Source organism: Pseudonocardia alaniniphila, assembly GCF_022524485.1.
GTDB classification, from domain to species: domain Bacteria; phylum Actinomycetota; class Actinomycetes; order Mycobacteriales; family Pseudonocardiaceae; genus Pseudonocardia; species Pseudonocardia alaniniphila.
The window spans coordinates 168289-188108 of the sequence record NZ_JAKXMK010000001.1; the positions used below are offsets into that span (position 1 = coordinate 168289).

General features: G+C 69.0%; 19 protein-coding genes. 8 read left to right on the forward strand and 11 right to left on the reverse strand.

The annotated features are described in order from the left end of the window. Nucleotides 1-87 precede the first annotated feature (87 nt). Nucleotides 88-1515 (forward strand): MFS transporter, encoded by a 1428-nt coding sequence (locus MMF94_RS00760; protein WP_241034226.1) that lies wholly within the window; start codon nt 88-90, stop codon nt 1513-1515. On the opposite strand, the gene MMF94_RS00765 is transcribed toward MMF94_RS00760, so the two are convergent. After that, on the reverse strand, nt 1486-2283 hold the full coding sequence (locus MMF94_RS00765; RefSeq protein WP_241034227.1) for an AraC family transcriptional regulator: 798 nt from the start codon (nt 2281-2283) through the stop codon (nt 1486-1488). The two genes, MMF94_RS00760 and MMF94_RS00765, sit on opposite strands and share 30 nt — an antisense overlap. 103 nt (nt 2284-2386) lie before the next feature. Here MMF94_RS00765 and MMF94_RS00770 point away from each other — a divergent pair, with 103 nt between their 5' ends. The 7 genes from MMF94_RS00770 to MMF94_RS00800 all read left to right on the forward strand — a co-directional run bounded on the left by MMF94_RS00770 (nt 2387) and on the right by MMF94_RS00800 (nt 9122). Beyond that, on the forward strand, nt 2387-3262 hold the full coding sequence (locus tag MMF94_RS00770) for a phytanoyl-CoA dioxygenase family protein (protein ID WP_241034228.1): 876 nt from the start codon (nt 2387-2389) through the stop codon (nt 3260-3262). Then, nucleotides 3259-3564 carry a hypothetical protein gene (locus MMF94_RS00775; protein ID WP_241034229.1) on the forward strand — a complete coding sequence of 102 codons (306 nt, stop codon included), beginning with the start codon at nt 3259-3261 and terminating at the stop codon, nt 3562-3564. The genes MMF94_RS00770 and MMF94_RS00775 overlap by 4 nt, the downstream gene beginning before the upstream one ends. Nucleotides 3565-3906: 342 nt before the next feature. Next, nucleotides 3907-5166, forward strand: a complete 1260-nt coding sequence (locus tag MMF94_RS00780) for an ABC transporter substrate-binding protein (RefSeq protein ID WP_241034230.1) — start codon at nt 3907-3909, stop codon at nt 5164-5166. A 67-nt stretch (nt 5167-5233) separates the two neighbouring features. Beyond that, on the forward strand, nt 5234-6163 hold the full coding sequence (locus tag MMF94_RS00785; RefSeq protein WP_241034231.1) for a carbohydrate ABC transporter permease: 930 nt from the start codon (nt 5234-5236) through the stop codon (nt 6161-6163). After that, nucleotides 6153-7058: a carbohydrate ABC transporter permease gene (locus MMF94_RS00790; protein ID WP_241034232.1), complete on the forward strand. Its 906-nt coding sequence runs from the start codon at nt 6153-6155 to the stop codon at nt 7056-7058. The genes MMF94_RS00785 and MMF94_RS00790 overlap by 11 nt, the downstream gene beginning before the upstream one ends. A 26-nt stretch (nt 7059-7084) precedes the next feature. Further along, the gene (locus MMF94_RS00795) at nt 7085-8440 is read left to right on the forward strand and encodes an alpha-L-fucosidase (RefSeq protein WP_241034233.1); all 1356 of its coding nucleotides are present in this window, start codon (nt 7085-7087) and stop codon (nt 8438-8440) included. Between the two features lie 4 nt (nt 8441-8444). Beyond that, entirely contained in the window at nt 8445-9122 is a 678-nt protein-coding gene (locus tag MMF94_RS00800) for a FadR/GntR family transcriptional regulator (RefSeq protein WP_241034234.1), read from the forward strand. Nucleotides 9123-9212: 90 nt separating this feature from the next. On the opposite strand, the gene katG is transcribed toward MMF94_RS00800, so the two are convergent. The 10 genes from katG to MMF94_RS00850 form a co-directional block, all read right to left on the reverse strand. Further along, nucleotides 9213-11435 carry a catalase/peroxidase HPI gene (katG, locus tag MMF94_RS00805; protein ID WP_379660253.1) on the reverse strand — a complete coding sequence of 741 codons (2223 nt, stop codon included), beginning with the start codon at nt 11433-11435 and terminating at the stop codon, nt 9213-9215. Nucleotides 11436-11591: 156 nt separating this feature from the next. Further along, nucleotides 11592-12722, reverse strand: coding sequence for a pyrroloquinoline quinone biosynthesis protein PqqE (gene pqqE / locus MMF94_RS00810; protein ID WP_241034289.1), 1131 nt, complete (start codon nt 12720-12722; stop codon nt 11592-11594). Between the two features lie 10 nt (nt 12723-12732). Further along, nucleotides 12733-13014 carry a pyrroloquinoline quinone biosynthesis peptide chaperone PqqD gene (pqqD, locus tag MMF94_RS00815; RefSeq protein WP_241034235.1) on the reverse strand — a complete coding sequence of 94 codons (282 nt, stop codon included), beginning with the start codon at nt 13012-13014 and terminating at the stop codon, nt 12733-12735. A gap of 44 nt (nt 13015-13058) precedes the next feature. Then, nucleotides 13059-13763 carry a pyrroloquinoline-quinone synthase PqqC gene (pqqC, locus tag MMF94_RS00820; RefSeq protein ID WP_241034236.1) on the reverse strand — a complete coding sequence of 235 codons (705 nt, stop codon included), beginning with the start codon at nt 13761-13763 and terminating at the stop codon, nt 13059-13061. Between the two features lie 6 nt (nt 13764-13769). Further along, the gene (pqqB, locus tag MMF94_RS00825) at nt 13770-14660 is read right to left on the reverse strand and encodes a pyrroloquinoline quinone biosynthesis protein PqqB (protein ID WP_241034290.1); all 891 of its coding nucleotides are present in this window, start codon (nt 14658-14660) and stop codon (nt 13770-13772) included. A gap of 156 nt (nt 14661-14816) precedes the next feature. Next, nucleotides 14817-14912, reverse strand: coding sequence for a pyrroloquinoline quinone precursor peptide PqqA (pqqA, locus tag MMF94_RS00830; protein ID WP_241034237.1), 96 nt, complete (start codon nt 14910-14912; stop codon nt 14817-14819). Between the two features lie 52 nt (nt 14913-14964). Further along, entirely contained in the window at nt 14965-16659 is a 1695-nt protein-coding gene (locus tag MMF94_RS00835) for a PQQ-dependent dehydrogenase, methanol/ethanol family (protein WP_241034238.1), read from the reverse strand. 13 nt (nt 16660-16672) lie between these two features. After that, nucleotides 16673-17137 (reverse strand): MSMEG_3727 family PQQ-associated protein, encoded by a 465-nt coding sequence (locus tag MMF94_RS00840; protein ID WP_241034239.1) that lies wholly within the window; start codon nt 17135-17137, stop codon nt 16673-16675. Between the two features lie 289 nt (nt 17138-17426). Then, nucleotides 17427-18290: an IniB N-terminal domain-containing protein gene (locus tag MMF94_RS00845; protein ID WP_241034240.1), complete on the reverse strand. Its 864-nt coding sequence runs from the start codon at nt 18288-18290 to the stop codon at nt 17427-17429. 266 nt (nt 18291-18556) lie between these two features. Continuing rightward, complete coding sequence (locus MMF94_RS00850; protein WP_241034241.1) at nt 18557-19384, reverse strand: IniB N-terminal domain-containing protein; 828 nt, start codon at nt 19382-19384, stop codon at nt 18557-18559. Nucleotides 19385-19820: the final 436 nt, after the last annotated feature.

Below are 19820 nucleotides of genomic sequence, written 5' to 3' on the forward strand. Positions count from 1 at the left end.
GCCGCCCCCGGATTCCGGATCAGGGTGACCACGTCCTGGTCACCCTGATCGCTGGCCGCCGCCTCGACCGGCTCGCAGGCTGGTGTCGTGTCCGATGATCTACCCGACCCCACCGACGGCGGTGCCGCGCACCGCGGCTCGGCCGGTCTGACCCTGCTCGCCGCCGCACTGGGATTCTTCGTACTGACGCTCGACACGCAGGTCGTGACGGTTGCCATGCCCGTGATCGGGACCGAGCTGAACGGCGACATCACCGCGCTGCAATGGGTGGTCAGCGGCTACACGCTGATGCTCGCCGCGTTGCTGCTGTCAGCCGGGGCGCTGTCCGACCGGATCGGAGCAAGCAAGGCCTTCGCGATCGGGCTGGCGGCGTTCACCGTGGCTTCTGCGGCGTGCAGCGTTGCACCCGAGCTGGGAGTGCTGGTGGGGGCCCGGTTCCTGCAGGGCGCCGCCGGTGCTTTGGTGTTGCCCGCGTCGCTGGCACTCGTACGGCAGGCATATCCGACGGCCGCCGCCAGAGCTCGGGCCGTGGCTGCGTGGACCGCCGTCGGCGGTGCTGCGATGGCCGCGGGCCCACTCGTCGGCGGGCTGCTGACCAGCACCCTCGGTTGGCGGTCTGTCTTCTACGTCAACCTCCCGATCGGGCTGGTCGCACTGATCGCGTTGATCCGGGGGCCTCGTTCGATTCCTCGCCCGACGCCGTTCGACCTTCCCGGCCAGCTGTCCGCGACGCTGGCGCTCGCGGCCATCACGTATGCGGTGATCGAGGGCAGCGTGGCCGCGCTGGCGGCGTTCTGTGTGGTCTCCGCCGTCTTCGTGATCGTCGAGCGGCGATCCGCGCACCCGATGGTCTCGCCGCGGTTGGTCCGTCGTCCCGCAGTAGCGGTACCGACTGCCACGGGGCTCGCCCTCAACTTCGCCTTCTACGGCGCGGTCTTCCTGCTGGCCCTCTACTTCGAGCAGGTCCGCGGCTTGTCCGCGCTGGAGACCGGGCTGATGTTCCTGCCGATGACGGCCCTGATCACCATGGTGAACCTGCTCTCGGGACGTCTCACCACCCGGTACGGGCCGCGGCTTCCGATGGCCCTCGGCCAGGCGGTGCTCGTCGGTGGAGTATGTGGGCTGCTTGCACTCCAGCACGACACCCCGCGCGTCGTGCAGGCAGCCGTCCTGCTGCCCTTCGGCCTCGGTGCCGGACTCGCCGTGCCCGCGTTGACCGCGGCGCTGCTCGAATCCGTCGACGCGGACCGAGCCGGGCTCGCCGCGGGACTGCTCAACGCAGGTCGGCAGTTCGGCGGGGCGCTGGGCGTGGCCCTGTTCGGCAGCCTCGCCGGTGGGGCGGTCGTCACGGGGCTGCACACGGGCGCCCTCGTCGCCGCGACGGTGCTCGTGGCGACGACGATCGCCACCTTGGTGTTCGTCCGCCCGCGGATGACGGCTCAAGCACCGCAGGACGAGCCGTTCGCCCGGAGCGGGGTCCCGGGGTCAGGCGCCGGCGCGGATCGCCCGGGGTGAGCGGCCGAGCTCGCGGCGGCACGCCTTGTTGAAGGCCTGCAGGTCGGTGATGCCGATGGAGGCGGCGATGGCGGGGATGGACATCGTGGTGGCGGTCAGCAGGTGGCTCGCCCTGGCCATCCGCCGCTGCCGGATGTAGCCGACCACCGGGACGCCGGTCTCGGCCCGGAAGAGCCGGGTCAGATGGTTGTGCGACACGCCGGCCGCACGGGCGATCTCGGGCACGGCCAGCGGCTGCGCGAGGTTGGCCTCGATGTTGGCGATCGCGGAGGCGACGGCCGGGTGCCTCGCGCTGGCCGTGTGCCTCGTGCTGCTCGTGGCCGGCTCCGGGAGCTGCGCGACGCGCCAGAGTGCCGTCCAGACCTCGGCCGCCACTCGGGGTGACGCGCCGGGCGACGCCTCGATCGCGGAACGGAGGAGCTCTGACAGCCCGGCGGCCGCCGGACCGGCGTCCTGGACGACGGGCACGGACACGGCCTGGCCCCGTGACGGAGTGCGGAAATGAGCGAAGAGGTGCTCCGACCGGCCCGTGTAGTCGAAGCGGACCTCGACCCCCGGCGGAACCAGGCTGACCGAACCGGGGTGGACGGGGTAGCTGCGCCCGCCGATGGTCAGCTTCGCCGAGTAGCCGTAGACGTGCAGTTGCCACAGGTCGGGCAGCCGGAAGACGTCGCGCAGGCTGCGGACGCCGTGCACGCCCACGCCGACGTTCACCGGCCCCGGCGGCTCGCCCAAGCGGAGCGGGACGCGCTCCACCCGGGCGATCATGGTGAAAAATTACCACCAGTGGCGAACCAGACCCACGCGCTGCGCGTTGATCCCTTCCTACGCTCGCCGAACGCAGACCAGTCGTCGGCGGCGAAGGAGAGACATGTCCCGTCCCCACCGCAAACACCTGCTCACGTCCGTACAGATGGCTCGGTTCGTCGCGCACGGCTCGTTGCGCATGGATGCCGTCGTGCCGGCGGAGATGAACGCCCAGGCCGTCGACGTGCTGCGGGAGGGAATCCCGGCAGCGCCGTACGGGGCACCGCTCGCCGAGGCGTTCGAGGAAGGGTCGTTCGCCCGGCGGCTCGTCGGGTTGCCCGAGATCGCCGGGGCGATCTACAGCCTCGTCGGGCCGGACCCCACCGTGGACCACCACGCCGTGCACATCCGCAGAGCACGAGAGGGCACGGCGCAGAACCTGCACGGCGACGCGATCATCGACGTGCGGCCCGATGCCTTCGACGTGCAGCTCATGTACTACCCGCAGGAGGTCACGCTGGACATGGGCGGCACGCTGTCCGTGCCGGGCAGCCATCTTCGTCGCACCAACGAGTCGGACACCGGCCGGTACCAGAATCTGCGCGGCCAGAGCCGGCTCACCTGCCCTGCGGGCACGGTCGTGTTCCTCCACCACGGCATCTGGCACGGCGGTCGGCGCAACGACAGTGACGTCGACCGGTACATGTTCAAGATCCGCTTCAATCCCACGGTCCGGCAGCTGCGGCTGTGGAACACCGACGATCTGTACGACCCGGCGGTGGCCGCCGAGCTCGGCAGGCTCTTCCCCTGGTACGAGCACGCCACCGGGCGGCTCGAGATCTACAACCGGGTGAAGTTGTGGCAGGCCCTCGTGGGGGACGACAGCTACGACCCGGACTACTGGGTCACCCGGGTCACCAACCGGCCCACCCGCGTGGTGGCGCAGCGCAGTCTCAATCCGCACGCCCGTCAGCCCACCGCGGTGGGGGAGACGGCATGACCAGCACCCAGGGGACCGACCAGCGGAGCGCCTCGGAGTCCCTGCGCCAGCAAGTGCTGGTTCTCTACCTGTCGTCCTCGGCGCTGGACTCGGATGTCGTCGGCTGGTCGGTCTACGACGGCACCGGTCGGACGAACCCGACCACGGGCGACAGCGACACGCCGCCCTACGAGAGCGGGCTGGATGCGCTGCGGGACGGCTGGCGGTTGATCCAGGCCGCGCAGCTCCTGCCGCCCCAGCCGGGGCACGAGTACGACGTCTCCTTCCTCAAGCACGAGTTCTTCTTCGAGAAGCTGGTGTGACCTCCGCTGGAGGCGAGATGTCCCGAAGCCCTCCGGGCTGATCCACCCTGCAACATCGGATGTATTGCGCATTCCGTGTTGCGCGACTTCATGGTGCCGTGATCTCGGGACATCCGGGAACTCGGCCCTCTCGGCGAGCTGGGTGCCATGTGGTTCGATTGGCATGCCGGAAAACAATCGCAGGTAGACGGCCTATCGAAGCGCTCCCGTCTCGGTGGGCGCGCGTGTGAAGGCGCGCGGAGGGCGTACATGGCGAATATGTGCCGCCCTCTTGACGAGTGGGGCCGGCGACCGTCATTGTCCCCGGAACATCGGATGTCTCCATCAGCGTCGAGGAGCACCATGACGGTTCACACCACGTGGAAGCGGGCCGTAGGGGCCGCAGCTGCCGTGAGTCTCGCCCTGGCTGTCGCCGCGTGCGGCTCGAACGGCGGCGGTGGCAGCACCACCACCGCGGACGGCCGCAGCAGTCTCGTCTGGAACATGTGGAGCGGGTCCACCGCCGAGGTCGAAGCCTGGAACCACCTCGGTGGAATGGTGACCGCGGCCCATCCCGACATCGCGCTCGAGTTCCAGACGAGCAGCTTCAACGACTACTGGACGAAGCTGGCCGCGCAGGCGAGCGGTGGAGACACCGGCTGCATCCTGGGCGTCCAGTCACTGCGGGCGCGCAGCATCGCGCCGCTGCTGGTCCCGCTCGACGACATGCTCGCCGGCGCGGGCGTCAACCCGGCCGACTTCGACCAGTCGATCTGGAAGGGCCTGCAGGTGGACGGCGAGCAGCTCGCCATCCCCTACGACTTCGGGCCCCTCGTCATGTTCTACAACGTCGACCGGTTCCGGGAGGCCGGCGTGCCGGTGCCGTCGGTCGACTGGACCGTGGAGGACTTCCTCTCCGCGGCCCAGTCGCTGACCACGGGCGGCAAGTACGGGTTCGCGCTCTACCCCACGGTCGACACCGTCATCCCGTGGTCGCTCTCCCTGAAGGGCACCGACCCCGTCACACCCGACGGGAAGATGGACCTCACACAGCAGGGCTTCGTCGAAGCGGTGCAGTGGTACACCGACCTGGTCAACAAGCTGCACGTCGCGCCGCAGGTCGCGGCCTCCAGCGACCCGACGCCCGCCCTCAGCACCTTCATCGCAGGCGACGCCGCCATGGTCGTCGACGGTCCGTGGCAGCTGGTGAACCTCCAGAAGCAGGCGGCCTTCGAGGTCGGTGTGCTCCCGATCCCCGCGGGCGACAGCGGCTCGCACAGCCAGGTCGCAGGCTCGGGCTTCGGGATCTCCCAGACGTGCGCGGACCCGGAGAAGGCGATGCAGGCCATCGCCGTTCTCACCGGGCCCGAGGCGCTCGGGTACCTCGCCGACCAGGGACGCGCGTACCCGTCCCGCATCGCCCAGCAGGACGCGTGGTTCAAGCCGGAGCTGGCGGGCGCGAAGGAAGGCCTGAAGGCGGCGATCGACAACAGCGTGAGCTCTCCGGCGACGGAGAACTACACCCAGGTCTCGCAGCTCTTCACGCAGTACGGCATGCAGGCGGTGAACGGGCAGCAGAGCGTGCCGGACTTCCTGAACACGGTGCAGCAGCAGACCGGATGACACCACGACCGGAGCGGACACGCCGCTGCCCGGCAGGGGCGGCGTGTCCGCGGGGAGGCGGTTGCACATGACGATGTCGGTCCCTGCCCCGCCCGCCGAGCTCCGGCGGGACGCCGGGCGCGGAGTGCGGCGAGGTGACGGGCGAGCAGCACTGGGGTTCCTCGCCCCGAGCACCACGGGGTTCCTGCTGTTCACCCTGATCCCGCTGGTGGGGTCACTGGCGATCAGCTTCTTCGCCTGGCCGGTGCTCGGGAGGCGCCGGTTCGTCGGCCTGGACAACTTCACGGACCTGCTCGGCGACCCGATCTTCCACCAGATCATGCTGAACACGCTGATCTTCGTGGTGGTGTACGTCCCGCTGAACATCGTCGTGTCGCTCGGGCTGGCGCTGTGGATCTCGCCCCGCATCCGCGGGCGAGGGCTCTACCGGCTGCTCTTCTTCATCCCCACCGTCACGCCGGTGATCGCCAACGCTCTGGTGTGGCGGCTGCTGTACCAACCGGGCGGCGTGATCGACCAGACGGTCCAGACCGTGTTCGGTGTCCCGGCGCCGAACTTCCTGGGCGACACCCGCTGGGCGATGGCAGCGGTGATCCTGATGTCGGTCTGGCAGGGCTTCGGCTACAACATGCTGGTCTTCTCGGCCGGACTCGACGCGATCCCGCAGAGCATCCAGGAGGCGGCCGCGATCGACGGGGCCGGGCCGCTGCGCCGGTTCTGGAGCATCACGCTGCCGATGCTCTCGCCGTCGATGTTCTTCGCGATGATCATGACGCTGATCACCTCGTTCCAGGTGTTCGTCCAGCCCTACGTCCTCACGCGCGGCGGGCCCGGCGTGACCACGGAGACGATGGTCCTTCACCTCTATCGGCAGGGGTTCGAGCAGTTCGATCTCGGCACCGCGTCGACGATCGGCTGGTTCCTCTTCATGATCATCATGCTCGTGACCGCGCTGCAGTTCCTGGGCCAGAAGCGGTGGGTGCACTATGACGGCTGAGACGCTCCCGCGTGGCCCGGCCGGGCTCGCCGAGGTGGACACCGGCCGGCGCCCGGCCCGTACGCCACGCAGGCGCACGACCCCGCGAGCTGTGCTGTCGCAGGTGCTCCTGACCGCTGTTCTCGTGCTCTTCCTGATGCCGTTCGTCTGGATGATCGCGAGCGCGCTCAAGCCGCCGGCCGAGGTGTTCGGCAGCGGCGCGGGGCTGATCGGGTCGGAGATCCGGTGGTCCAACTTCGCCGAGGCGTGGAGCTACCTGCCGTTCGGCAGGTTCATGCTCAACGGGCTGTTCGTCGCGGTCACGGGCACGGTCGTCGTCTGCGTGACGTCGGTGCTGTCGGCGTACGCGTTCGCCCGGCTGCGCTTCCGGTTCCGCGACCGTCTCTTCCTGGTCTACCTCGGCACGCTGATGGTGCCGCAGGAGGTCACCGTCGTCCCGATGTTCATCCTCATGCAGCAGTTCGGGTGGGTGGACAGCTACGCGGCACTGATCCTCCCGTGGGCCTTCACCGCGTTCGGCACGTTCCTGCTGCGCCAGTTCTTCCTGTCGATCCCGAGCGAGCTCGAGGAAGCCGCGACGATCGACGGCGCCGGGAAGCTGCGGATCCTCCTGCAGGTGGTCGTGCCGATCGCCAAGCCCGCCGTGGCCGTTCTGGCCGCGTTCACGTTCATCAACTACTGGAACAGCTTCCTCTGGCCGCTGATCATCGTGAACAGCCGCGAGATGGCGACGGTTCCGCTGGGGCTGAACCTGTTCCTCAGCCAGAACGGCAACCAGTGGCACCTGCTGATGGCCGCCTCGGCCATCTCGATGCTGCCGACCGTCGTCATGGTCGTGTTGCTGCAGCGCCACCTCGTCCGGGGCATCGCCCTGTCCGGCCTCGGCGGCCGATGACCGACACCCGCATGCGAAGGAGTCCCATGGCCACGCCCGTCGAGACCGGCAGCCGGATCGAGACCGTCGACTGGAGCAGGCTGGCACGCCCGCTGCCCGGCTGGTTCTCCGACGCCAAGCTCGGCATCTTCATCCACTGGGGCGCCTACTCCGTGCCGGCGTGGGCAGAACCGACGGGTGAGCTCGGAGCGGTCGACGAGGAGACCTGGTTCGCGCACAACGCCTACGCCGAGTGGTACTGGAACACCATCCGGTTCGCCGACAGCCCGGCCCGCCTCCACCACCGGCAGACCTACGGAGACGCCCCGTACGACGACTTCCTCGACGCCTGGCGCGCCGAACAGTTCGACCCGCAGGAATGGTGCGCCCTCTTCGCGCGGGCGGGCGCCCGCTACGTCGTCCCCACGACGAAGCATCACGACGGCATCGCCCTGTGGGACGCGCCGGGCACCGGCTCGCGCAACACCGTCCACAGAGGTCCGCGCCGCAACCTGATCGGCGACCTGGAGTCAGCCGTGCGAGCCGCCGGAATGCGGTTCGGCGTCTACTACTCGGGCGGCCTGGACTGGAGCACCAGCGACTTCCCGGTCATCGACACCGACGCGAACGTCCGGGCACTGCGGCCCAATGACGCCGCCTACGCCGCCTACGCCCACCTGCACGTCCGCGACCTGATCGACCGTTTCCGGCCGGACGTGCTCTGGAACGACATCGAGTGGCCCGACTTCGGCAAGCACAGCGGTCCGCTGGGTCTCTTCGAGCTGTTCCAGCACTACTACGCGACCGTTCCGGACGGCGTCGTCAACGACCGGTGGGGCGACACGCACCGCGACTACCGCACGAGCGAGTACCAGCACCACCTCGATGCGGAGGGATCACCGGCCTGGCAGAACTGCCGCGGGATCGGTCTGTCGTTCGGCTACAACCAGGTCGAGGACGACCGGCATCTGATGAGCGGCCCTCAGCTGGTGCGCCACCTCGTCGACGTCGTCTCCCGGGGTGGCAACCTCCTGCTCAACGTCGGCCCGACGGCGAGCGGGCTCATCCCCGACGGCCAGCGCCGGACCCTGGAGGCGCTCGCCGGCTGGATGGCCGTGAACTCGCGGGTGGTGCACGGCTCACGTCCCCTCGACGGCGAGATCGCGGATCCGTCCGACACGCCCTGGATCCGCTGGACCCGTACCGACGACCGGGTCTGGGCGGTGGTCGACGCGGGCGGCGCCGTGACCCTGCCCGTCCGTCCCGGCCGACTTGATCTCGCGTCCGCTGCCCTCGCCGACGGCACGCCGGTACCGGCCAGGGCGGACGGCGGTGGCGTCACGGTGGACCTTCCGGGCCGCACGGCCGAGACACCCGTGGCGGTCGGGTTCGCCGCCTCCTGAGCGCGTGGCGGTCACCGACGAGGCGATCCTCAGAATCAAGGCGATGATCCGGTCCGGGGAGCTGCAGCCGGGGGACCGGCTGCCCCCGGAGAAGGAGCTGAGCGACGCGCTCGGGCTCTCGCGCAGCTCCCTGCGCGAGGCGGTCAAGGCACTCGAGGTCATCCGGGTGCTCGACGTGCGCCAGGGCGACGGCACCTACGTCACGAGCCTGACCCCGGATCTGCTGCTCGACGCGATGGCGTTCCTGGTGGACATCCACCAGGACTCATCGGCACTGGAGCTGTTCGAGGTGCGCCGCATCCTGGAGCCCGCGGCCATGACGCTGGCAGCGCGCCGCGCGAAACCGGCGGACGTCGAGCACCTGCTCGGCTTGCTCGCCCAGGTGCACGCCACGACGTCGGTGGACGACCTCGTGGACCACGACCGCGTCTTCCACCGCTACATCGCGGAGCTGACCGGCAACGCCTACCTGGTCGGCCTCCTGGAGACGGTGTCGAGCGGCACGCTGCGGGCGCGCGTGTGGCGCGGTCTCAGCGAGGAGGGATCCGTCGAGCGCACCCTCACCGAGCACCACGCCATCGTCGACGCGCTCGGCAAGGGCGACGCGGCGCTGGCGGCGGCGCAGACCACGGTCCACATCGACGGAGTCGCCCGCTGGCTCCGGCGGGCGACCGGGAGCTGACCGGTCGCTACGCACGCGGCACACACCGGTTGGCCACGGCACACATGTCCGAATGTGTGCACGGTGGCCAGGAGGTGTGTGCGGCCAAGCTCAGGCCAGGTCGTACCTGTCGAGGTTCATGACCTTGTCCCATGCGGCCACGAAGTCCTTCACGAACTTCTCCCGCGCGTCGTCACTCGCGTAAATCTCTGCGACGGCCCGCAGCTCGGCGTTCGAGCCGAAGACGAGGTCGACGCGGCTGCCGGTCCACCGGACCTCACCGGTGGCGCGGTCGCGGCCCTCGAAGGTCTCCGCGGTCGTGGATGTCGGCTTCCATTCCGTGCCCATGTCGAGCAGGTTCACGAAGAAGTCGGTGGTCAGCGACCTGGGCGACGAGGTGAAGACGCCCAGCGGGGACCGCCCGGAGTTCGCGCCGAGCACGCGCAGCCCGCCCACGAGGACGGTCATCTCGGGCGCGCTGAGGTTCAGCAGGTTCGCGCGGTCGACCAGCAGGTGCTCCGACGGCAGCCGGTTGCCCTTCCCCCGGTAATTGCGGAACCCGTCGGCGGCCGGCTCGAGCGCGGCGAAGGACTCCACGTCGGTCTGTTCCTGGAAGGCGTCCATGCGTCCCGGGGTGAACGGGACCCGGATGTCGTGGCCGGCGGCCCGGGCCGCCTGCTCGACGGCGGCGCACCCGCCGAGCACGATCAGGTCGGCGAGCGAGATCTTCTTGCCCCCGGTCTGCGAGCTGTTGAAGGACTCCTGGATTCCTTCGAGCGTGCGCAGCACCAGGGTCAGCTCGTCGGGGTCGTTGACCTGCCAATTCCGCTGCGGTTCGAGGCGGATGCGCGCCCCGTTCGCCCCACCACGTTTGTCGCTGATCCGGAACGTCGAGGCCGACGCCCACGCGGTCGAGACGAGCTGGGAGACCGTCAGTCCGGAGTCGAGGATCTGGCTCTTGAGGGCGGCGATGTCCTCGTCGCCGACCAGTTCGTGGTCGACGGCGGGGATCGGGTCCTGCCAGATCAGCCTCTCCTGGGGGACCAGCGGGCCGAGGTAGCGCTGGATCGGGCCCATGTCCAGGTGCGTCAGCTTGAACCAGACCCGGGCGAACGCGTCGGCCAGCTGGTCCGGGTTCTCCAGGAAGCGCCGCGCGATCGGCTCGTAGACCGGGTCGAACCGCAGGGCGAGATCGGTCGTCAGAATCGTCGGGGCGTGTGTCGTCGACGGGTCGTGGGCGTCCGGCACGGTGCCGGCCCCGCCGCCGTCCCTCGGGATCCACTGCCACAGACCGGCGGGGCTCAGCTCCAGGTCCCATTCGTAGCGGAACAGGGTCTCGAAGTAGCTGTTGTCCCACGTCGTCGGGGTGGGTGTCCACGTGCCCTCGAGCCCGCTGGAGATGGTGTCCGCGCCCTTCCCGGTGCCGTAGCCGCTCTTCCAGCCCAGACCCTGTTCCTCCAGGGGGGCGCCCTCGGGTTCGGGGCCCAGGTAGCGGTCCGGATCGGCCGCGCCGTGGGTCTTGCCGAACGTGTGCCCGCCCGCGATCAGCGCGACGGTCTCCTCGTCGTTCGTCCCCATGCGCCGGAACGTCTCGCGGATGTCCCGGGCCGATGCCTGCGGGTCCGGGACGGTGTTCGGGCCCTCCGGGTTGACGTAGATGAGGCCCATCTGATCGGCGGCCAGCGGCTGCGCCAGCTCGCGGATGCCGGTGTGGCGCTCGTCGCCGAGCCAGGTGCGCTCGGGGCCCCAGTAGATGTCCTCGTCCGGCTCCCAGACGTCCTCCCGGCCACCGGCGTAGCCGAAGGTCGTGAAGCCCATCGACTCCAGGGCACGGTTGCCCGCGAAGACCATCAGGTCGGCCCAGGAGATCTTGCGGCCGTACTTCTGCTTGACCGGCCAGAGCAGCCGGCGTGCCTTGTCGAGGTTGCGATTGTCCGGCCAGCTGTTCAGCGGCGCGAAGCGCTGCATGCCGGCGGCCGGGCCGCCTCGGCCGTCGGCGATGCGGTACGTCCCCGCACAGTGCCACACCATCCGGATCACGAGCGGGCCGTAGTGGCCGAAGTCGGCGGGCCACCACTCCTGCGAGGTCGTCAGCACCTCGTCGACGTCCTTCGCCAGGGCGTCGAGGTCGACGGTCAGGAACTCCGCGGCATAGTCGAAGGCCTCGCCCATGGGGTCGGCGACGGCGGTGTGCTTCCGGAGGATCGACAGGTCGAGCTGGTTCGGCCACCAGTCGCGGTTGGTCGCGCCGCCGGTCGGGCGAGCGTCAGGACCGGCCGAGGCATGGATGCCTAGGCCCAGGCTCTTGTCGTATGTCCGATACACGTCCGTCATGCTGGGGAACCGCCCTTGGTCCATCCCCGACGTCGACGGCATGCGCGCGGTCCGCGCCGGTCACCGCTCGCCGCGGCCGGGCCTACAGCGGACTGGGCGCTGCGTCGGGTCGTCCTGCCTCGTCACTCGTTTCAGGCTCGCCTGTCACTTTCCACCCTAAGTACCCTGCCGCGCTGCGTCACGTCGAGCGCGATCTCCTGCGCCGCGAACCGCGTGCGGGCGGGCTATCAGCGGAAGGTCGCCGGGTCGCGCGTCGGCGTTGGCGGCCTCGACGGCCCGAGTCACCAGGTCGTGGTCGGGCGACAGGTGGCAGACCGGATCGGTACGGGCGGCGTCGCCGGTGAGCTGGAACGCCTGGCAGCGGCATCCGCCGAAGTCCAGCTCCCGCCGGTCGCAGCTGCGGCAGGGATCCGGCATCCAGTCCGTGCCGCGGAACGCCGTCATCACGGGGGACTCGGCCCAGATGCGCTCCAGCGTGTCCTCGCGCACGCTGGCCCGCGGCAACGGCAAGGACTGTGCTGCCGGGCAGGGCAGGACGTCGCCGTTCGGTGTCACGGTCAGCTGCCGCGAGGCCCAGCCGCCCATGCAGGGCTTCGGATACCGGCTGTAGTAGTCGGGGATGACGTAGATGACGTCCATGCGGTCCCGCAACCGCTCGCGAGCGGCCCGCACGACGACCTCGGCCGCCTCGAGCTGGGTGCGGCTCGGCAGCAGCGCGTCACGGTTTCGCCAGGCCCAGCCGTAGTACTGGGTGTTGGCCAGCTCCACCCGGTCGGCGCCCACCTCCTCGGCCAGCCCGAGCACGTCGGCGACGCGATCGATGTTCTGCCGGTGCAGCACCACGTTCATGGTGAGCGGCCAGCCCAGCTCCTTGACCACGCCCATGGCCTCGATCTTGCGCTGGAAGGACGGGGTGCCGGCGATCCGGTCGGACACGGCAGGCTCGTCGGCCTGGATGCTGACCTGCACGTGGTCGAGGCCGGCCGCCCGCAGCTGCTCGGCCTTCGAACGCGAGAGCCCGAGGGCGCTGGTCACGAGGTTGGAGTACAGGCCGAGCTCATGAGCGACCGCCACGATCTCCACCAGGTCGCGCCGCAGCAGCGGCTCCCCGCCGGACAGGTGGCACTGCAGAACTCCCAGATCACGGGCCTCTGTCAGCACCCGCCGCCACTCGTCGGTGGTCAGCTCGTCGGTGTAGTCGGCCATGTTCAGCGGGTTGGAGCAGTACGCGCAGGCCAGCGGGCAGCGGTACGTGAGCTCGGCCAGCAATCCGAAGGGGCTTGTCATCTCACCGGCGTCAGCCATCGGACAGCACCACGCAGCGCCGGGCGACGAGCTGGGTCAGGTACCGCCGCACCTCCTCGTCGGGGACGGTCTGGTAGCGCGCGCCCAGCTCGGCCACGATCTCGGCCACGGTGTGCCGCCCGTCGCACAGCTCGAGGATGTCGGCGCCGCTGCTGTTCAGCACCACCACCGTCTCGGGGAGCAGCAGGATGGGCTTCTTCCGGGTCGGGCAGAAGCCCATCCGGACATGGCGCGCCAACCGCGGCCGGTCCGAGCCGGCCACGGCTCGGGTCACGGTTGTGGTCCGTGCCGTTCCGGTCTGGGTCGGGTCCATGACGATCACTCCGGATAGGCCTGGTCGATGGCGTCCATCAGGCTCCACAGGACGTCGCACTTGAACGACAACGCGTCGACGGCGCGCGCCTGGGACTCGGCGGTCAGGCAGTGCGCGGTGACCACCTCGAGGGCGTGCTCGCAGTCGCGGGGGGCCTGCTCGAGGCGGGCGCGGAAGTAGGCGAGGCCCTCGGAGTCGATCCACGGGTACCACCGCTCGAACGCGGCGAGCCGCTCCGCCATCAGGTCCGGGGCGAACAGCTCGGTGAGCGAGGACGCCACCGCCTCCACCCACGGACGGGTCCGCGTGAAGTTCACGTAGGCGTCGACTGCGAACCGCACTCCGGGGACCAGGTGCCGGTGGTCGCGGATCTCCTCACGGGTCAGCCCGGCGGCCTCGCCGAGGCGCAGCCACGCCTCGATGCCGCCCTCCCCGGGCTGCTGGCCGTCGTGGTCGATGATGCGGCGGATCCAGCGGCGGCGGACCTCGACGTCGGGGCAGTTGGAGAGGATCGCCCCGTCCTTGCGGGGGATGTTCTCCTGGTAGTAGAAGCGGTTGGCCACCCAGCCCTGGAGCTGTCGGCGGCTCAGCCGACCGGCGTTCATCCGGACGTGGAACGGGTGCTGGTCGTGGTAGCGCCGCGAGTGGGCCCGCAACGTCTCGACGAAGTCGTCGGCGTCGGTTCTCGGCGTCCTGGTTGTCGTCGTCATGGGGCCCTATACCTCGACCTCGAGGCCGTCCGTGGCCACCTGCATACCGCTGTCCTCCACAATGCGCCGCTCGGGCGCGTCTTCCAGCAGGATCGGGTTGGTGTTGTTCATGTGAACGAAGATCGTGCGGCCCACGCCCAGCGACCGGAGCTGCGCCAGGCTGCCGTCCGGGCCGTCGATGGGCAGGTGGCCCATCTCCCGGGACGTCTTGCCGGCCAGGCCGAGCCGCACGAGCTCGTCGTCGCGCCAGCAGGTGCCGTCGATCAGCAGGCAATCGCAGCCCGCGATCTCCGCGCGGAGTGCCGGCGTCAGCGACTGCACCCCCGGCAGGTACACGAGCGTGCCTCCGCTGCGCTCGTCGGTCAGGCGGTAGCCGACGACGCGGCCGTGGTCCACCCCGGCTCCGAACCGGGCCCGTTTGGTGGTGGGCACGTCGAATGCCCGGCAGGACAGCTCGTCGGCCAGGGCGAAGTCGCTGCCGGGGAGCACCGTCTGCCACTCGACCGGGCAGTAGCGCTCGAGCGTGCGCAGGATCCCCGAGCCGTCGGACAGTGTCTTGTGCACCGCAGGCGTGGCATGAAGCCGCAGGGCGCGGGCCTCGCGCAGCAGAAGCAGGCCCAACGTGTGGTCCAGCTCGGCGTCGGTGAGCAGCACCGCCTCCACCGGGGTCGTCCGGTCGTCGCGCGGGTGCAGGCCGGGGAAGGCTTCGATCTGGGCGCGGACGTCGGGCGAAGCATTGAAGAGGAACCAGCGCTCGCCGTTGTCGACGCTCACCGCGACCGACGACTGGGTGCGCGGCGGAGCTGCCCCGCGGCGGACAGCGGCGCACACACCGCAGCCACAGTTCCACTGCGGAGAGCCGCCCCCCGCTGCCGAGCCCAGCACCCGCAGCAACATCGTTGTCACTCCTCTTTCCACCGAGGAGCCGCCGCCCGATGGCGTCGGCTTCTCGGACATGCGTGGGCGCTGCGGCCCGGGCCGGCCATCTGTGGTCGTTCCGGGCCGTCGGAGAGCGCCGGACCCGGTCAGGTCCGGCGCCGCTCCACGTCCCCGCTAGTCGTCCAACTGAGCGATGTACATCGTCACCTCGGGCGCGACGCCGATCTCCTCGAACTCCGGCGTCTCCCACACAGCAAGCTGAGACTCCACGGATTCACCTCCTCTCCGCCTGTTCCGGCAGGCTCCCGTCACGGCCTCAGGGCTAATCCGGGAGTGCGAAGACGATCAGGGCGCTTCCGTGGCCCGCGCCGAGCATGCCGGGGAGGAATCCCTCGGCCCACCCGCCCCAGCCGACCGGCACGGCGACGTACTGCTTGCCGTCGACCATGTAGGTCGTCGGGCTGCTGTGGTGGCCGCTTCCGCACTGGAACTGCCACAGCAGCTTCCCGTCACGGGCGTCGAGCGCGTTGAACTCACCGGAGGGCTCACCGGCGAACACCAGATCGCCGCCCGTGGCCAGCACCGAGGCGCACATCGGAAGCTCGTTGCGCCAGCGCCACTTCTCCTCGCCGTTGGCGTCGAACGCGCTGATGGACCCCGCCATGTCCTCGATGTCCACCTGCACACCCGCGCCCCAATACGGGATGCTCTCCTTGAACTCCCGGCGCCGCCGGGTGGCCGTCGCGCCGGTGTCCTGGACCGGCACGTAGAAGAGCTCGGTCTTCGGGCTGTAGGCCGCGTGGGTCCATTCCTTCGCGCCGGCCGGACCCGGGTAGAAGTGGACCGGTTCCCCCTCCTTGTCGGGGTACACCCTGGCCGTCACCTTGCCGTCCCGCGTGATCGCTCCCCAGGTGATGCGGTCCACGAAGGGGGTGATCTGGACCAACTTGCCATCGGTCCGGTCGAGGACGAAGAAGTATCCGTTCTTGTCGAAGTGGCCGAGCAGCTTGCGCCCGCCCGACTCGAACAGGATGTTCTCCGAGATGCTGTCGTAGTCCCACACGTCGTGCGGGGTGCACTGGTAGTGCCATTGGATCTGGCCGCTGTCCACGTCGACGGCCACGATGCTGTCGGTGAAGAGGTTGTCGCCCGGGCGGACGTCGCCATCGAAGTCGGGCGCCGGGTTGCCGGTGCCCACGTACAGCAGGTTCGTCTCCGGGTCGAAGGTGCTGGTGAGCCAGCAGTTCGCGCCACCACGCGCCCAGGCCTCGCCGTCGGCGGGCCAGGTCTCCGAGCCGGGCTCCCCGGGCTTCGGCACCATGTAGCACCGCCAGCGGTGTTCCCCGCTCTCGATGTCGAACGCGTCGAGGTGACCGCGTACACCGAACTCACCGCCGGAGCTCCCGACGATGACCATGTCCTTCACGACCAGCGGCGCGACCGTGGCGCTCTCCCCGGCCCGCACGTCTCCGTAGGTCTTGTCCCACACCCGCTTGCCGCTGGTGGCGTCGAGCGCGAGAACGTGGGCATTCGCCGTGACGAAGAAGACCTTTCCTCGAGCCACCGCGACCCCACGGTTCACGTTCCCACAGCACAGGGACACGTCGTAGGGAATTGCGTGCTTGTACCGCCAGATCTCCACGCCGGTCTTCGCGTCGAGGGCCCAGACCCAGCCGTCCCAACCGGAGACGAACATGATCCCGTCGACGACGATCGGGGCGGCCTCGAACGAATAGGTCGACGCACCCGCGATCATGCCGCTCGTGCCGGCCTGGAAGATCCACGCGGGGCGGAGATTCTTGACGTTCTCTGTGTTGATCTGGTCCAACGGGCTGTAGCGCTGTCCGTTGTAGGCGCCGTAGTACGTGAGCCAGTTCTCGGGCTCCGAGCGTGCGTTGCGAATGCGCTCGTAGTCGACACCGGCGACCACGGGCGGCGCGATCTCTCCGCCCGCGACCTTGCCGCTCAGTAACCCTTGGTCGATGGCTTCCCCTGCGTCTACGTATTCAACTGTCACCGACTGCTCCTTTCTACGGGCGCGGCTGTTCGGGGCGATCGAGGCGAGCTTCCGGCGGAACTTCCCCCAGCACGACGATGGCGCCGGTCAGTCCCCGACCTTCGTCGTTGCCTGTGGGTGAGCTGTACCAGTAGTAGCCCGGGCCGTCGAGATTGAGGCGCGCCCGTCCTCGTGAATGGTTGACCAGCCAGATGAATTTCCTGTCGCCATTGCTCGGCAATAGCGCGCAGTGCGTGTTCAGGTCGTCGTTGATGAGCTCGAGTTCGAGGTCACCGCCGTGCGGCATGACCAGGACGGACGGATCCCAGCACAGCTCATCGGGATTGATTCGAATGGTGGCCTGCATGGTGCCATCGGATCGCTCGGTGGCCTGGCCGATGTTTCCGGTGGCCAACAGTCGACCCAGGGTAGCCTTGTTCTGTCCAGTCAGCCCGAGCTTCTCGAGCAGGTCGGGCCGATCCCCCGCAGTGGTCGTCATACCTGCACCTCCTGGCGCGCCGAATTTAAATTGTGAACGCTATCACAATGATATATACTGGTCAACCCCCCGAAGGTTTATCAATCGATTAGTCGGGTGACGTTTCCGGCGATCGAGTGCGGGGTACGGAAGATGGCCATAAAGATCACTCAGGGATGGGTGGAATGATCAATTAAACGATCACTCGGCGCTGCTCTACTGCATAAGTCGGCGGCCCACTGCGCCAATCCGTGGATGGTCATCCACTAGGTGATGGAACCGGCGATGTAGCGCAGGCCGATGAACGCCGTCAGGAGTCGATCCCCAGGTCGTTGTGGCTCTGGAAGTCGGTGTGCGTGGTGTCGTGCGAGTCGATGTCGACGTCGCTGTCGGCCTCGTTGAACGAGCTCGACGCGGCGTCGTCGGTGGTGGTGAAGGAGCCGTCGAACTCGGTGGAGTTCCTGGTCGACGCGTCGACGTCGTTGAACGAGCCGTTGGCGTCGTAGTCGCCGGTTGCGGTGTCGCCGACGGAGAGCGCGCCGCCGTGGTCGACACCGACGTCCTTCATCGCGGACCTGTCGGCGTCGCCGTTGCCGAACGCGATGGTGTTGTCGTCGCCGCTGACTGCGTCGTTGCCGTCGCCGACGAGGTTGTCGTCGCCGCTAAGGTTGCCCTGCCCGACCTGGTTGCCGTCGCCGGTGACGACCTTGGAGTCCTGGATGTTGCCGCCGGCTGCGACGGCGCCGTCGCCGGTGGCGGCGGTGGAGTCGATGTCGATGTCCTGGTCGAAGTCGCCGCCGCCGGTGTCGATCTGCTGGTTGACGGAGTTGTCGATGACGGTGTCGCGGTTGTCGACGTAGTTGTTGGTGACGTAGGTGTTGAGGTAGCGGACGGCGGCTTCGTGGTCGCTCTCGCCGTCGTGCTTCTGAGGGGCGGGCGGCGGCGTGGCGATGTGGCCCTGGCCGCCGAGGTGGCTCGCACCGGCGGCGTACTCGCGGTCGAGGTCGGCTTCCTGCTCGTCCTGGAGCAGGACGATCGCGTCGCGGACGTCGGCGGCCGAGAGGGCGCCGCAGGTGGCGAGGTAGCCGTCGGGGTCGTCATTGAAGGTGGCCTTGGCCTCGGGGTCGCGCAAGAGGTCGAGCAGCAGATCGAGCAGTGAGGTCGAGGTGGTCATCTCGGGTCATCTCCCAAGTGGTTCGGCGGGTTGCCGGTCGTCCCGGCGTTGCGGAGGAGGTCAGGGCGCTGTGCCGTTCGGGCCATCGGAGATCGTCCGGGCTGGATCGGCGCCGCGGTGGCCTCGGGGATTCCAGGGCTCGCGGCGCCCGGTCCCGAGGCCGGGTCACTCCGCGTTGTCAGGAGACGGAACTCCCACCAGCGCCAGCGGCGGCCCGCCCCTGCACCGCAGGAACGGGCCGCCCTGGAAACGCGAACCCGCCGGGGTCAGCTGTCGATGTCGAGGTTGTTGTGGCTCTGGTTGTCGTTGTGCGTGTGGTCGTGCGAGTCGATGTTGTTGTCCGTGGAGAACTCGTTGAACGAGTCGTTCGCGCTGTCGTTGTCGGTGTTGAAGGAGTCGTCGAACTCGGTGGAGTTCCTGGTCGACGCGTCGACGTCATTGAACGAGCCGTTGGCGTCGTAGTCGCCGGTTGCGGTGGCGCCGACGGAGAGGGCGCCGCCGTGGCTGATCCCGACGTCCTCCAGGGCCGACTTGTTGGCGTCGCCGTCGCCGAAGGCGATGGTGTTGCCGTCACCGCCGACGGCGGCGTTGCCGTTCCCGACGACGTTGTTGTCGCCGCTGAGGTTCCCGGCACCGACCTGGTTCTCGTCGCCACTGACGACGGCGGAGTCCGTGATTCCGTCGCCTGCCGCGACGGAGCCGTCGCCTGACGCGCCGAGCGCGTCGACGTCGACGTCCTGATCGAAGATGCCGCTGTTGCGGACGTTCTGGTCGAGGAAGTTGTCCCCGTTGGCGTCACGGTCGGAGTCGTAGTCGTTGCTGACGTACCGGTTGATGTACTCGACCGCGGCCTCGTGCTCGCTGCCCGCGTAACTCATGGGCACCGGCGGCGGCGTCCCGAACTGCGCGTCGAAGTGGCCTGCGGTGTACTGCGCGGTCTCGTTGTCCTCGATCAGCACGAGGGCGTCGCGAACGTCTGCAGGGCTGAGGTTGTCGAGCCCGTACTGGCTCAGCGTCGCCTCGGGGTTCGCGGCGTACAGATCACGCGCCTGCTCGTTCATCGTCAGCTCCCGGAGGAACTCGAGCAGCGTCATGGGCTGGGCCATTCTGATCATCTCCGATGTTCGTGATGTTGTGTTCGGACTGACCGATGTTCAGGCGAAAGCTATGGGCGGTGCGCCGGCGAGCCATCGGGGATCCGCCTGGCTTTCCGTTGGGGTCGGGTGACGGGGCATGGGGGATTTCAGTAAATGTATAGGGGATTCGCCTTGTTTTGCAGTATGACCCGTTCGGGGGTTAACGGACCAGCACATTGCGGCGAGCGTGAGCCGGCGGAACCCGTTTCAGCGAAAGGGCTCGAAATATCGGGTGACGTGAACACGAAGGGCTATCGCGCCGACACCGATCGGACGATATGCGGCGTCACCTCGTGGTGAGGTGCGATGACGGCGACTCCGACCGTGTGGGTCACGCCGATCGCCGTGGCCGGGCAGGGGCATCAGGGCGCAGGCGGCCCGGTCGGCCGCTCGG

Excerpts from the sequence above, each read along its gene's own strand:
- MMF94_RS00765 (WP_241034227.1), bottom strand. The coding sequence starts at position 2,283 with ATGATCGCCCGGGTGGAGCGCGTCCCGCTCCGCTTGGGCGAGCCGCCG.
- MMF94_RS00770 (WP_241034228.1), top strand. The coding sequence starts at position 2,387 with ATGTCCCGTCCCCACCGCAAACACCTGCTCACGTCCGTACAGATGGCT.
- MMF94_RS00775 (WP_241034229.1), top strand. The coding sequence starts at position 3,259 with ATGACCAGCACCCAGGGGACCGACCAGCGGAGCGCCTCGGAGTCCCTG.
- MMF94_RS00780 (WP_241034230.1), top strand. The coding sequence starts at position 3,907 with ATGACGGTTCACACCACGTGGAAGCGGGCCGTAGGGGCCGCAGCTGCC.
- MMF94_RS00785 (WP_241034231.1), top strand. The coding sequence starts at position 5,234 with ATGACGATGTCGGTCCCTGCCCCGCCCGCCGAGCTCCGGCGGGACGCC.
- MMF94_RS00790 (WP_241034232.1), top strand. The coding sequence starts at position 6,153 with ATGACGGCTGAGACGCTCCCGCGTGGCCCGGCCGGGCTCGCCGAGGTG.
- MMF94_RS00795 (WP_241034233.1), top strand. The coding sequence starts at position 7,085 with ATGGCCACGCCCGTCGAGACCGGCAGCCGGATCGAGACCGTCGACTGG.
- katG (WP_379660253.1), bottom strand. The coding sequence starts at position 11,435 with ATGACGGACGTGTATCGGACATACGACAAGAGCCTGGGCCTAGGCATC.
- pqqE (WP_241034289.1), bottom strand. The coding sequence starts at position 12,722 with ATGACAAGCCCCTTCGGATTGCTGGCCGAGCTCACGTACCGCTGCCCG.
- pqqC (WP_241034236.1), bottom strand. The coding sequence starts at position 13,763 with ATGACGACGACAACCAGGACGCCGAGAACCGACGCCGACGACTTCGTC.
- pqqB (WP_241034290.1), bottom strand. The coding sequence starts at position 14,660 with ATGTTGCTGCGGGTGCTGGGCTCGGCAGCGGGGGGCGGCTCTCCGCAG.
- MMF94_RS00840 (WP_241034239.1), bottom strand. The coding sequence starts at position 17,137 with ATGACGACCACTGCGGGGGATCGGCCCGACCTGCTCGAGAAGCTCGGG.
- MMF94_RS00845 (WP_241034240.1), bottom strand. The coding sequence starts at position 18,290 with ATGACCACCTCGACCTCACTGCTCGATCTGCTGCTCGACCTCTTGCGC.
- MMF94_RS00850 (WP_241034241.1), bottom strand. The coding sequence starts at position 19,384 with ATGACGCTGCTCGAGTTCCTCCGGGAGCTGACGATGAACGAGCAGGCG.